The organism is Mycobacterium sp. 050272 (genome assembly GCF_039023525.1).
Taxonomy (GTDB): domain Bacteria; phylum Actinomycetota; class Actinomycetes; order Mycobacteriales; family Mycobacteriaceae; genus Mycobacterium.
Window position 1 is genome coordinate 24,670 of record NZ_JBCHKV010000010.1, and the last position, 12,817, is coordinate 37,486.

General features: G+C 64.9%; 14 protein-coding genes and 1 pseudogene. 6 read left to right on the forward strand and 9 right to left on the reverse strand.

The window, feature by feature from the left end:
* From smpB to prfB, 6 genes are read right to left on the reverse strand one after another with little or no spacing between them, the layout of a single operon-like run.
* The gene (gene smpB, locus AAHS21_RS19170; RefSeq protein WP_342929165.1) at positions 1-510 is read right to left on the reverse strand and encodes an SsrA-binding protein SmpB; all 510 of its coding nucleotides are present in this window, start codon (positions 508-510) and stop codon (positions 1-3) included.
* A 2-nt stretch (positions 511-512) separates the two neighbouring features.
* Positions 513-1,406, reverse strand: a complete 894-nt coding sequence (ftsX, locus tag AAHS21_RS19175) for a permease-like cell division protein FtsX (protein WP_096285637.1) — start codon at positions 1,404-1,406, stop codon at positions 513-515.
* Complete coding sequence (gene ftsE / locus AAHS21_RS19180) at positions 1,406-2,095, reverse strand: cell division ATP-binding protein FtsE (protein ID WP_096290928.1); 690 nt, start codon at positions 2,093-2,095, stop codon at positions 1,406-1,408. The genes ftsX and ftsE overlap by 1 nt, the downstream gene beginning before the upstream one ends.
* A 44-nt stretch (positions 2,096-2,139) precedes the next feature.
* The gene (locus AAHS21_RS19185; protein ID WP_342929166.1) at positions 2,140-2,616 is read right to left on the reverse strand and encodes a hypothetical protein; all 477 of its coding nucleotides are present in this window, start codon (positions 2,614-2,616) and stop codon (positions 2,140-2,142) included.
* Complete coding sequence (locus AAHS21_RS19190; protein ID WP_342929167.1) at positions 2,613-3,593, reverse strand: mechanosensitive ion channel family protein; 981 nt, start codon at positions 3,591-3,593, stop codon at positions 2,613-2,615. The genes AAHS21_RS19185 and AAHS21_RS19190 overlap by 4 nt, the downstream gene beginning before the upstream one ends.
* Positions 3,583-4,689, reverse strand: a complete 1,107-nt coding sequence (gene prfB, locus AAHS21_RS19195) for a peptide chain release factor 2 (protein WP_342929168.1) — start codon at positions 4,687-4,689, stop codon at positions 3,583-3,585. The genes AAHS21_RS19190 and prfB overlap by 11 nt, the downstream gene beginning before the upstream one ends.
* 183 nt (positions 4,690-4,872) lie before the next feature.
* Between prfB and AAHS21_RS19200 the strand changes: the two genes are divergently transcribed.
* Entirely contained in the window at positions 4,873-6,234 is a 1,362-nt protein-coding gene (locus tag AAHS21_RS19200; RefSeq protein ID WP_342929169.1) for an FAD-dependent oxidoreductase, read from the forward strand.
* A 43-nt stretch (positions 6,235-6,277) separates the two neighbouring features.
* On the opposite strand, the gene AAHS21_RS19205 is transcribed toward AAHS21_RS19200, so the two are convergent.
* The gene (locus AAHS21_RS19205; RefSeq protein ID WP_342929170.1) at positions 6,278-6,481 is read right to left on the reverse strand and encodes a hypothetical protein; all 204 of its coding nucleotides are present in this window, start codon (positions 6,479-6,481) and stop codon (positions 6,278-6,280) included.
* A gap of 211 nt (positions 6,482-6,692) precedes the next feature.
* On the reverse strand, positions 6,693-7,022 hold the full coding sequence (locus AAHS21_RS19210; protein WP_342929171.1) for a hypothetical protein: 330 nt from the start codon (positions 7,020-7,022) through the stop codon (positions 6,693-6,695).
* A 118-nt stretch (positions 7,023-7,140) separates the two neighbouring features.
* Here AAHS21_RS19210 and AAHS21_RS19215 point away from each other — a divergent pair, with 118 nt between their 5' ends.
* On the forward strand, positions 7,141-7,569 hold the full coding sequence (locus tag AAHS21_RS19215; protein WP_342929172.1) for a pyridoxamine 5'-phosphate oxidase family protein: 429 nt from the start codon (positions 7,141-7,143) through the stop codon (positions 7,567-7,569).
* A 5-nt stretch (positions 7,570-7,574) separates the two neighbouring features.
* Here AAHS21_RS19215 and AAHS21_RS19220 read toward each other — a convergent pair whose 3' ends face one another.
* Positions 7,575-8,963, reverse strand: coding sequence for a wax ester/triacylglycerol synthase family O-acyltransferase (locus AAHS21_RS19220; protein WP_342929173.1), 1,389 nt, complete (start codon positions 8,961-8,963; stop codon positions 7,575-7,577).
* A gap of 108 nt (positions 8,964-9,071) precedes the next feature.
* Between AAHS21_RS19220 and AAHS21_RS19225 the strand changes: the two are divergent.
* From AAHS21_RS19225 to AAHS21_RS19240, 4 genes and pseudogenes are all read left to right on the forward strand, one after another.
* Positions 9,072-9,254 (forward strand): annotated as a pseudogene (locus AAHS21_RS19225) (hypothetical protein); the annotation flags it as partial.
* A complete protein-coding gene (gene hisN / locus AAHS21_RS19230; protein WP_342929174.1) occupies positions 9,251-10,033 on the forward strand; it encodes a histidinol-phosphatase in 783 nt (260 codons plus the stop codon). The pseudogene AAHS21_RS19225 and the gene hisN, both read left to right, overlap by 4 nt.
* A 77-nt stretch (positions 10,034-10,110) precedes the next feature.
* A complete protein-coding gene (locus AAHS21_RS19235; protein ID WP_342929175.1) occupies positions 10,111-11,508 on the forward strand; it encodes an acyl-CoA dehydrogenase family protein in 1,398 nt (465 codons plus the stop codon).
* 25 nt (positions 11,509-11,533) lie between these two features.
* The gene (locus AAHS21_RS19240) at positions 11,534-12,742 is read left to right on the forward strand and encodes an acyl-CoA dehydrogenase family protein (protein ID WP_342929176.1); all 1,209 of its coding nucleotides are present in this window, start codon (positions 11,534-11,536) and stop codon (positions 12,740-12,742) included.
* Positions 12,743-12,817: the final 75 nt, after the last annotated feature.

Sequence of the window (12,817 nt, forward strand, 5' to 3'; positions counted from 1 at the left end):
TCAGCTCATACCCTTTGCTCGTCGCCCCAGTTCACGTAAAACTTCACGCTGGGCGTCACGGCGCGCCAAGTCCTGGCGCTTGTCATGTGCTTGCTTGCCTCGCGCTAGTGCGAGTTCTACTTTGACCTTGCCCTCAGAGAAGTAGAGCGACAGAGGCACTAGCGTCAGGTTACCATCACGGATTTTTCCGATCAGTGTGTCGATCTGTCGCCTATGTAACAACAACTTCCGGTTGCGACGAGGATCATGGTTTGTCCAGCTACCGTGCTCGTACTCGGGAATGTGCAAGTTACGCAACCACACTTCGCCGTCGTCGACGGTTGCGAACGCGTCGGCGAGTGAAGCCTGGCCCAGCCGTAGGCTTTTCACCTCGGTGCCGACTAAAGCCACTCCGGCCTCGAAAGACTCCAGGATCGAGTAGTTGTGCCGGGCCTTGCGATTGGAGGCCACGATCTTCTTGCCGCCCTGCTTGCCACCACTGGCTTTGGCCCCACTGGACTTTGCGGCCACAGCTAACGCCGTACGTAGAGGCGCAGTGTTGCGTAAGCCGTCATCCCTGCCATCGACACGCCGAGCAGGAACAGAATCGGTGAGATGTAAAGGATGTCGGCGTAGTCAACGCGAGCGATCAAATTGGCTTGGTAGAACTGGTTTAACGCGTTGTCCAGGAACAGCGCGCGCACCACGATCAAGCCGCCGACCGCAATCGCCACACCGAGGGCCGCCGCGAGCATCGCCTCCACCAGGAACGGCAGCTGGGTATACCAGCGACTTGCCCCCACCAGGCGCATGATCCCGATCTCGGTGCGCCGCGTATACGCCGCGACCTGAACCATGTTGGCAATCAACAGGATCGCACCGACAGCCTGCACCAATGCGACGGCGAACGCGACATTACTCAAGCCGTCCAGGACCGCGAACAGCCGGTCGATCAGGTCTTTCTGATTGAGCACCGAGAGCACACCGGGCTGGCCCTGCATCGCGAGGTCAAAGTCCTTGTGCTGCTCCGGATTGTTCAACTTGACGATGAAAGACGCGGGGAAAGAATCCTTGCCCGCGACGTCCTTGTACTGCGGGAACTTTCGGATGGCGTCGTCGTAGGCGTCCTGACGGTTAAGAAAGCGAACCGATTTGACGTCATCGCGGCCCTCGATCTTCGTCCGCAGTGCCTTACACGGATTGGTGCCGCACGCCGGATCGTTCGCGGAGACGTCGTCGGTGAGGAAGACCTGCGTCTCGACGCGGTCGAGGTAGATGGCGCGGGAGTGCTCGGCCAGCCGCACCACCAGCAGACCACCGCCGAACAGGCCGACCGAGATCGCGGTCGTCAGGATCATCGCGACCGTCATCGTCACATTGCGGCGAAGACCGGTGAGGACCTCGTTGAGTAGGAAGCCGAAGCGCACTAGCGGTCCATCCCGTAGACGCCGCGCTGCTCGTCGCGAACCAGCCGGCCCAGCGACAACTCCACGACGCGCTGGCGCATCGAGTCGACGATGTGGTGGTCGTGCGTCGCCATCAGCACGGTCGTCCCGGTGCGGTTGATCCGCTCCAGCAGGTCCATGATGTCGTTGCTGGTGTCGGGGTCCAAGTTTCCGGTGGGCTCGTCGGCCAGCAGCACCAGCGGCCGGTTGACGAACGCACGCGCGATCGCGACGCGCTGCTGCTCACCACCGGACAGCTCGGCCGGCAGCCGGTTGGCCTTGCCGGACAAACCGACCGTCTCGAGCACGTCGGGTACCACCCGGTTGATCTGATCGGCCCGCTTGCCGATGACCTCCAGCGCGAAGGCCACGTTCTCGTACACCGTCTTTTGTTGGAGCAGACGAAAGTCCTGGAAAACGCACCCAATCACCTGGCGCAGCTTGGGCACATGCCGGCCGGGCAACTTGTTGACGTGGAACTTCGAGACCCGCACGTCCCCGGTGGTCGGCGTCTCCGCGGCCAGCAGAAGCCGCATGAACGTCGATTTGCCCGAACCCGAGGGCCCGATCAGGAAGACGAATTCACCCTTGTCGATTTTGACATTGACGTCGTCTAACGCCGGACGCGCCGACGCTTTGTACTTCTTGCTGACATGGTCAAGGGTGATCATCACGGCACGCCAGTGTAGCGGTGAATTTCGCTGGACCGCGAAGATCAGCGCGCCGGTGCCGTCGACGTGGGCGACGGCACCGACCCCAGCATCGGTTGCTGCGGGGGCGGTGAAGTGGGGCTTGGGCTGGGCGGACAGAACGGCGGCGGCAGCAGGCAGGGCAGCTGGAAAGGCGGCGGTGACGTCGTCGTCGTTGGCGGCGGGGGCGGGGGCGGCGTAGTGGTCGAAGTCGGCGGCGCCGTGCTGCTCGGCGTCGGAACGTACGTGTTGGCCGGTGGTTGCACCCTGGTCCGCGGCACCCAGGTGTAGTTCGGGTCGGGCACGAAGCCCGGCGGCACCACCTGCGTCGGCGGCGCCTTGGGCGCCGGCTCCGGCCGATTGGCGTCGTAGACCCACCACACCGCGAGGAAGGCGAGGATCAACGCCAGCGTCGAGGTGCGCATCCGGCCGCCGAACACATAGCGCGGCCAGCGGCGGTCCTCGTCGCGGTGCTTTTCCAGGACGTTGAGGGTCAGCTTCACTTCGTCACCGACTCGTGCGCGAGCTCACCCGACTCGTCGGCGGACTGCGCCACGCTGGCTTCGTCCTGAACGACGCTGACCGTTGCGTCGGCCGTGGTGACGATGCCGGCGCCGGCGAGTGCCCGCATGACCAGCACCCGCAGCTGTCGGCCGGCCTCGAACTGTTTGCCGGGCAGCGTGCGGGCCACCATGCGCAGCGTGACCGTGTCGACCTCGATGCTTTCCAGGCCCATCAAGGTCGGTGCGTCCAGCAGCAACTCGCCCAGCAACGAGTTGTCCATGGCGTGGTCGCACACGTCGTGCAGAACCTCGTTGACCCGGTTGAGGTCGGCGCTGGTCGAGACCGGGATGTCGATCACCGCTCGCGCCCAGTCCTTGGACAGGTTGACGGTCTTGACGATCTGACCGTTGGGGATGGTGAACAACTCGCCGTCCGACGAACGCAGCCGGGTCACCCGCAGCGTCACGTTCTCCACCGTGCCGCGCGCCTCGGCGTTGATCCCGGCCACGGTCAGCGAGACCAGGTCACCGAAGCCGTACTGCTTCTCGACGATGATGAAGAACCCGGAGAGCAGATCCTTGACCAGCTGCTGAGCTCCGAAACCCAGCGCCGCACCGATAACGGTGGCGGGCGCGACCAGGCCGCCGACGGAAAAGTTCAGCACGTCGCTGATCTGGACGACACCCCAGATCGCGATCAGGACGATCGACACCCACTGGATCACCGAGGCCACCGCCTGGCGGTGCTTAGTCGCCTCCGAGCGCACCAAGGCGTCGCTCTCGGTGAAGCCGACGTCGAGCTGCCGGGTGACCTGCTGGGCCACCCAGGTGACGAAGCGGACCGCGAGCACCGACGCGATCAGCAACATGACGACGCGCAGGCCCTGGTCGAGAATCCAGCCGCCGATGTGACCGCGCCAAAAGTTGTGCCACGGCTGCGTCATCGCGATAGCAAGAAGAGTTGTATTAGTCGTCATCTTTTCGGTTGCGCCACCGGATCCCAGCTTCCAGGAACCCGTCGATGTCTCCGTCCAACACGGCCGCCGGATTGCCGACTTCGTACTCGGTCCGCAGATCCTTGACCATCTGATACGGATGCAATACGTAGGAGCGCATCTGGTTACCCCAGGAGCTGCCGCCATCACCTTTGAGCGCGTCCAGCTCAGCACGTTCTTCTAAACGCTTGCGCTCCAACAACTTTGCTTGGAGAACCCGCATCGCCGCAACTTTGTTCTGCAATTGCGACTTTTCGTTCTGGCAAGTCACGACGATACCGGTCGGGATGTGGGTGAGTCGAACCGCCGAGTCGGTGGTGTTGACCGACTGGCCACCCGGGCCGCTGGACCGGTACACGTCGACGCGCAGATCGCCTTCGGGAATATCGATGTGGTCGGTGGTCTCCACCACCGGCAGCACCTCGACTTCGGCGAACGACGTCTGGCGCCGGCTCTGGTTGTCGAACGGGCTGATCCGCACCAGCCGATGCGTGCCCTGCTCCACCGACAACGTGCCGTAGGCAAACGGTGCATGGACGGCGAAGGTGGCGCTTTTGATGCCGGCCTCTTCGGCGTAGGACGTGTCGAACACCTCGACGCCGTAGTGGTGTTGCTCGGCCCACCGGATATACATCCGCATCAGCATCTCGGCCCAGTCCGCGGCGTCCACCCCGCCCGCGCCGGAGCGGATGGTCACCAACGCCTCGCGCTCGTCGTACTCCCCCGACAGCAGGGTGCGCACCTCGGCGGCTTCGATGTCGGCACGCAGCGCCTTCAGCTCGGCGTCCGCTTCGGCCAGCTCGTCGGCACCGCCCTCCTCGGCAGCCAGCTCGTAGAGCACCGGCAGATCGTCGACCCGTTGCCGCAACTGCTCGATGCGGCGCAGCTCGCCCTGGGTGTGCGACAACTCGCTGGTCACCCGCTGCGCGTTGACCTGGTCGTCCCACAGCTTGGGATCGGACGCCTCGTGTTCGAGCTTCTCGATGCGGCTGCGCAGACCGTCCACATCGAGCACCCTCTCCACCGTGGTCAGGGCGGAGTCGAGGGCGGCGATATCGGCTTGACGGTCGGGTTCCACAGCCGACCACGTTACCGGCGCGCTGATCGGCAGCGAATGCTCAGGTCGCGACGCGCAGCTCTTTGACCACCAGCCGGGGTCCACCGTCTAGCATCGAATCACCATCGTGTGCGCCCGCGACTGCGACGCCCAGCCAATCTCAGCCCCTAGCGTCGCGGCCGGGCATGGACAGAAGGCTTGGGTATGCGTCGTTTTCATGTCGCCATCGTCGGCTCCGGACCATCGGGGTTCTTCGCCGCAGCGTCTTTGCTGAAGGCCGCCGATAACTCCGATGAGATCGATGTCGCGGTGGACATGCTCGAGATGTTGCCGACACCGTGGGGACTGGTGCGCTCAGGCGTGGCACCCGATCACCCCAAGATCAAGTCGATCAGCAAGCAGTTCGAAAAGATCGCCGGCGATCCCCGCTTCCGGTTCTTCGGCAACGTGGCGGTGGGTGAGCACGTGGCTCCCGCCGAACTCGGCGAGCGCTACCACGCCGTGATTTATGCGATCGGGGCGCAATCGGATCGCTCGTTGCAGATTCCCGGCGAGGAACTGGCGGGCAGCATGGCCGCCGTCGAGTTCGTCGGCTGGTACAACGCCCATCCGCACTTCGAGAGCGCGACCCCTGATCTGTCGGGGGCCCGCGCGATCGTCATTGGCAACGGCAATGTGGCCCTCGACGTCGCCCGCATCCTGATCACCGACCCCGGCGCGCTGGCCGAGACCGATATCGCTGATCACGCGCTGGAATCCCTGCGCCCATGCGGCGTGGAAGAAGTGGTGATCGTCGGCCGGCGCGGGCCCTTGGAGGCCGCGTTCACCACGCTGGAATTGCGCGAGCTGGCCGACCTCGAAGGGGTCGACGTCATCGTCGATCCCGCACAGCTGGAGGGCATCAGCGACGAGGACGCCGAGGCCGCCGGCAAGACCACGAAACAGAACATCAAGGTGCTGCGCGACTACGCCAACCGCGAACCCCGCCCGGGACACCGGCGCATGGTCTTCAGGTTCCTGACCTCTCCGATCGAGATCAAGGGCGACGAGAGGGTGGAGGGCATCGTCCTGGGCCGCAACGAGTTGGTCGCGGACCAGAGCGGACGGGTGTCGGCCAAGGACACCGGGGAGCGCGAGGAGCTGCCGGCTCAGCTGGTGGTGCGCTCGGTCGGCTATCGCGGCATGCCCACCCCGGGATTGCCCTTTGACGACAAGACCGCGACCATCCCCAACACCGACGGCCGGGTCGAGGGCAGCCGCAATGAATACGTGGTCGGGTGGATCAAGCGGGGGCCGACCGGCGTCATCGGCACCAATAAGAAGGACTCCCAGGACACCGTCGACACCCTGATCAACGATTTGACCGCTGCCGACGAACTGGCCACCTTCCCCGACGACCATGCCGACACATTGGCCGACTGGCTGGCCTCGCGCCAACCGAAGCTGGTCACCTCGGCCCACTGGGACATCATCGACGCCCATGAGCGTGCGGCCGGCGAATCGCACGGGCGTCCCCGCGTCAAACTGCCGAATCTCACCGACCTGCTGCGCATCAGCCACGGCTGATCGCGGGGCGAGTTGGCGCGGTCGCGATGGGGCTGAACTCGACCTAGCCGCGGAAGACGATGATGCCCGCGCCGGCGAGCAGCAGGACGATCGCCGCGGCGATTGCCCAGCCCGCGCCGGCCAGCCACCAGATGACGCCCAGCACCGCAAGCGCCGGCGACACCGCGAACAGCACCAGGACGGGGTGCTGCCTGATCACTTGCAGAGCGCTTGTTGCCCGGATGCGCTCGATGTCCTTGTCCGCCATGACATCAGAATGCCACCTGCCACCCACAAAGCAAGCGAGGTCGTCAATCGTGCGAGCATCTTTGATCCGCCGACGCCGCAGCGACTGGGCCGGCGACGCCGAGCGCCATACCCTCCATCATCCACGAGGGTTGTGACACAATGGATTTCGCCTTTCTCGGGAACCGGCCTCTCTGCCGAGCCCCTGACGCACGCGCTCGCGGGTGGGCGATTCAGCCCGCGGGCGATTCGGGCGGGGCGAACTTCCAGTTGTCCGGATTCTTCGAGGAATACACCACCTCGTGCAATTCGCCCATGCTGGGCCATCGATCGACGTCGACCACCATCCGCCAGTAGACGGGATACTCGTTGACGGTGGGTCCGTTGATCACACCGGTGATGGTGACGTACTGCTCGCCGGTGACGTCGGGCCGCGGGCTCACCCCGGTCACCAACAATGTGCCGCGCAGCGGCTCTCCACGGGGGCCGCGCGGGATGAACCGCTGAGCGAGAAATCCCGCCAGCACCACGACGAGCAGAAGTAATAGCGCGAATTCCCACACGTCGCCATGGTAGGACGGCCAGCGCGAGGTACGGTCGAATTGACCTAGGACCCTACTGTCCCACCCAGATTCGCCGTAGCGTCATGGGTACTGGCGCGTCCGAGGAAAGGTGAGGTCGATGACTGATGAGCCCGCGGTCGTTTTGTCGGAAGACGAGAGTTGGCGCAGGCTGAGCGGCGTCGCCTTGGGCCGACTGGTGACCAGTTTCGCCGGCGAACCCGAGATCTTCCCGGTGAACTACGCGGTGCAAGACCGAACCGTGCTGTTCCGCACCGCCGAGGGCACCAAGTTGTTCTCCGCCGTGGGCAACAGCGTGGTGGTGTTCGAGGCCGACGATCACGACGTCGCCGAAGGCTGGAGCGTGATCGTCCGGGGCCGCGCTCGAGTGCTCAAGACCGCAGCGGACATTGAGCAAGCCGACCGCGCCGAGCTGATGCCGTGGACGGCGACCGTCAAGAAGCATTACGTCCGGGTGACCCCGACAGATATCACGGGGCGCCACTTCACATTTGGGCCGGAACCGGATCCGAACGCATCGTTTGCCTGACGCGCTCACACAACCAGGGACAGCGGTCCGCGGGCGTAATGAGCCTTGCGCCGTTTGCTGATGGCCACCAGGCGAGCCACCGCGGCTTCGATACCGCAGGTCAGCTCGTCGACATCGGCCACCTCGTCATAGTCGGCAAGGATTCCGATGAACAGGTCGTCGGCGTAGCTGAGCATCGCGACGCCGGTTCGCAGTTGCATCGCGATCGGTGGGATCGGGAACACGCCCAGCACCTTGTTGCCCATCACTCGCAGAGGGCGCCGCGGACCCGGGACGTTGGTGGCCAGCGTCGCGACACCGCGTTGTGGCAGTCGCGTCAGCAACCCGAGCGCCCAGCCGGCGAACGCGAACGGAACGCGATTGGCCATGGCCACGAACGCGTTTCCGGCCTGACGTTGTCCACCGGCCTTCGTCCTGCCCAATCGCGAATGCACGATCCGCAACCGCTGCACCGGGTTCTCTTCGTCGATCGGCAGCTCCGCAAGCATCACCGAAACCCGGTTGTCGGTCTTGTCGAACGCATCGGCCGACCGCATCGACACCGGCACCAAGGTGCGCAACGAACCGCGCTGCAATCGCTCACCGCGCTTGACCAGCACGTTGCGATAGCTTTCCGTAATGGCCGCCAGCGCAACATCATTGATGGTCACATCAAACGCCGCACACACCTGCTCGATGTCGGCCAGTGGCACTCGCGCACCGCTGTATCGACGTAAATCTCCGATCGGTCCGTTCAGCGGTGACGGATCCGAGCGCAGCAGACCGATGGCGATTTCCACCGCACCCTGGGCCCCGCGCGCGACACCAGCAGCCACCGAGGTCGACGCATTCCACAACCCACCCAGAATGGCCAGCGGGTTGACTTCTGCCGCATATGTTTTCGTGTCTCTCGCCGGACCGATATGCCGGGCAGGCCTGTCGCCGACGCCGTCATCGCACAGTCCGGCGAGCATGTGTGTGGCCGCGATCCCGTCGGCCATGCAGTGGTGGATTTTGGTCAGCATCGCCCATCGGCCGTCGCTGAGACCTTCGACGACCCAGATCTCCCACAACGGTCGATCGCGGTCCAGACGCCTGGCCATCAGATCGGCGACCACCCGGAACAACTCCTGGTCGCCTCCGGGCCGCGGCAGCGCAACACGCCGCACGTGCCGACCGATGTCGAAGCCGAGGTCATCCACCCATTGCGGAGCACCAAGGTCCAACGGCCACAACCGCAACCGTTGTCCGAAGCGGGGGCAGGCGCGTATCCGCTCGGCAAACGCCGACCTCAGCGTGTCCTGGTCCGGCGCCGGGCCTTCGATGACCGCCAATCCCCCGATGGCCAAGCTGACCCGAGCATCGGCGTCTTCGGCTTTGAGGAAACCGGCTTCTAGAGTCGTCAGGCGGTTCATGATCAGCGACCTTCCAGCTGTGCGGAGCTTATCTGCAACCCGTAGTAACATCATCTCGTCGCGAGACGGTGCGCGGTTAGGGCCGAAGGTCCCTTCGGCGCTGCGTGCAGCGGCCAAACCCTGCCGCAAAGCCGGGCGTCGTTGCAATTGCGTTATCCGCAAACGCTGTTGGAACTGGACGCCGACCAGAGCTCGACGGTGTCTTGCCGCTCGGTCGGCACCGTCACGCCGTTTCCGCGCAACCCGGGGATGACGGACGCGGGCTGGCCCGTGGTAGGACTGCTGGCATGAGTCAGGACGATCTCGCATTGGCAATGACACTTGCCGACCGTGCGGACGTACTGACTCGCGACCGGTTCGGCGCGCTGGACCTGCGCGTCGACACCAAGCCGGACCTGACCCCGGTGACCGACGCCGACCGGGCGGTCGAATCCGAGGTCCGTGAGGTGCTGGCACGCGAGCGACCCGATGACAGCGTCCTCGGCGAGGAGTTCGGCGGGACAACCAGCTTCACCGGCCGGCAATGGATCGTCGACCCGATCGACGGCACCAAGAATTTCGTGCGCGGGGTTCCGGTATGGGCCAGCCTGATCGCACTGCTCGACGACGGTGTCCCCGTGGTCGGTGTGGTAAGCGCGCCGGCGCTGCAACGACGGTGGTGGGCATCGGTCGGCCGAGGCGCTTTCGTCTCGGTCGACGGCGCTGCGCCGCGGCGCTTGTCGGTTTCCTCAGTGGCACAGCTCGATTCGGCGAGCCTGTCGTTTTCCAGCCTGTCGGGTTGGGCCGAACGCGGCCTGCGTGAGCACCTCATCGAACTGACCGACGCCGTATGGCGGGTGCGGGCGTACGGCGATTTCTTCTCGTATTGCCTCCTTGCCGAGGGTGCGGTGGATATCGCGGCCGAACCGGAAGTCTCGGTGTGGGATTTGGCCGCACTCGACATCCTGGTGCGCGAGGCAGGCGGGACGTTCACCGGCCTGGATGGCATCGCGGGCCCTCATCGCGGCGACGCCGTGGCCACGAACGGCCTGTTGCACGAGTACGTGCTGCGCCGCCTCGGTGTGAAGTAGTTAACAAGCGCTCTTTATCTTACTCCGGAGTAAGATAGGCTCTCGACTGCATCGCCCCAACTACAGAGGCTGCTGAAATGACGGACACTGTCTCCGGCTCAAATACCTCGCGTCCGCACAGAAAACGGCGCGGTCGCGACACCGGCGTCGGGATGCAACCGCACAGACGCACCGGGATCGACATCACCCTGGCCCTGCTCACCCCGCTCGTCGGCCAGGAATTTCTGGACAAATACCACCTGCGTGACCCGATGAACCGAGGCCTGCGCTACGGCACCAAGACAATCTTTTCCACCGCCGGTGCCGCTTCCCGCCAGTTCAAACGAGTCCAGAGCCTGCGCAGTGGACCCACCCGGCTGAAGTCCAGCGGCAAGGACTACTACGACCTGCGGCCCGACGACGAACAGAAGATGATCGTCGAGACCCTCCAGGAATTCGCCGAAGAGGTGCTGCGGCCCGCGGCACCCGAGGCCGACGAGGTGGCGAGCTACCCGCCCGACTTGATCGCCAAGGCGGCCGAACTCGGCATCACCGCGATCAACATCCCCGAGGACTTCGAGGGCATCGCGGCACACCGCTCGAGTGTCACCAACGTGCTGGTGGCCGAGGCATTGGCCTACGGCGACATGGGTTTGGCACTGCCCATCCTGGCGCCGGGCGGCGTGGCAGCCGCGCTGACCCACTGGGGCAGCGCGGACCAGCAGGCCAGCTATCTGCCCGAGTTCGCCGGCGAGAATGTCCCGCAGGCCTGTGTTGCGATCGCCGAACCCCAACCGCTGTTCGACCCCACCCGGTTGAAGACCACCGCTGTGCGCACACCGAGCGGGTATCGGCTCGACGGTGTGAAGTCGTTGGTCCCGGCCGCGGCCGATGCCGAGCTGTTCATCGTCGGCGCACAATTGAACGGCAAGCCCGCACTGTTCATCGTCGAATCGGGCGCCAAAGGCCTTACCGTCAAGGCGGATCCAAGCATGGGTATCCGGGCCGCCGCGCTGGGTCAGCTCGAGCTCGCCGGGGTGTCGGTGCCGCTGAATGCCCGCCTCGGCGAGGACGAAGCCACCGATGAGGACTACTCCGAGGCGATAGCGCTGTCCCGGCTGGGCTGGGCGGCGCTTGCGGTCGGCACCTCGCACGCGGTGCTCGACTATGTCGTCCCGTATGTGAAGGAGCGCGAGGCATTCGGCGAGCCCGTGGCTCGCCGTCAGGCCGTGGCATTCATGTGCGCCAACATCGCCATCGAGCTGGACGGGCTGCGGCTGATCACCTGGCGCGGTGCCGCGCGTGCCGAACAAGGCCTTTCGTTCATCCGCGAGGCCGCGCTGGCCAAGCGGATCGGTGCCGACAAGGGCATGCAAATCGGCCTGGACGGCGTGCAACTGCTCGGCGGCCACGGCTACACGAAAGAACACCCCGTCGAACGCTGGTACCGCGACCTGCGGGCCATCGGCGTCGCCGAGGGCGTCGTCGTTATCTGAGTCGTCACCTAGCGAAAGATCAATCATGGCAATCAATCTGGAACTGCCCCGCAAGATGCAAGCGGTGATCGACAAGGCGCACCAGGGTGCCGCGGAGATGATGCGCCCGATCGCCCGTAAGTACGACGTCCACGAGCACGCCTATCCGGTAGAGCTGGACACCTTGTCCAACCTGTTCTCCGGCGCCGCCGAATCCAATGCCGTAGGACTCGCCGGCGCCGAGGCGTTCCGCAGCAGTGAGAGCAAGGAAGAAAACCGCAACGGCTCCAACATGGCGGCGGTGCTGCAGACGATGGAGGCCAGTTGGGGTGACGCGGCGATGATGCTGTCGATGCCCTATCAGGGCCTGGGCAACGCGGCGATCAGCGGCGTGGCCACTGACGAGCAGTTGCAGCGGCTGGGCCGAGTCTGGGCGGCGATGGCGATCACCGAACCCAGCTTCGGATCCGACTCGGCTGCCGTATCGACCACCGCCAAGCTGGACGGCGACGAGTACGTGATCAACGGCGAAAAGATTTACGTCACAGCGGGTTCGCGGGCCACCCATATCGTGGTGTGGGCGACCCTGGACAAGTCGCAGGGTCGCCCGGCGATCAAGTCGTTCATCGTGCCCCGCGAACATCCCGGTGTCACCGTCGAACGGCTGGAGAAGAAGCTCGGCATCAAGGGGTCCGACACCGCCGCGATCCGGTTCGACAACGCGCGGATCCCCAAGGACAACCTGCTCGGCAATCCGGAAATCCAATCAGGCCAAGGATTTTCCGGTGTCATGGAGACCTTCGACAACACCCGGCCCGTGGTCGCCGGCATGGCCATCGGCATCGCCCGGGCCGCCCTGGAGGAGCTGCGCAAGATCCTGACCGAGGCCGGGGTCGAGATCTCCTACGACAGGCCCGCGCACGCCCAAAGCGCCGCCGCGGCCGAATTCCTGCGGATGGAAGCCGACTGGGAGTCGGCCTACCAGCTGACCCTGCGCGCGGCGTGGCAGGCCGACAACAGGATCCCCAACTCCAAAGAAGCATCGATGGCCAAGGCCAAGGCAGGCCGGGTGGGCACCGACGTCACGCTCAAGGCGGTCGAATTGGCAGGCACCGCAGGCTATTCGGAGCAGACACTGTTGGAGAAGTGGGCACGTGATTCGAAGATCATGGACATCTTCGAAGGCACCCAGCAGATTCAGCAGCTCGTGGTCGCCCGTCGGCTGCTGGGCCTCTCGTCCGCCGAACTCAAGTAGCGATCGGGCTCTTACGCCGAGCGTGAAGCCACTGCGAATTTCACGCCGTTTTTTCGCAGTGAGTGCACGTTCGGC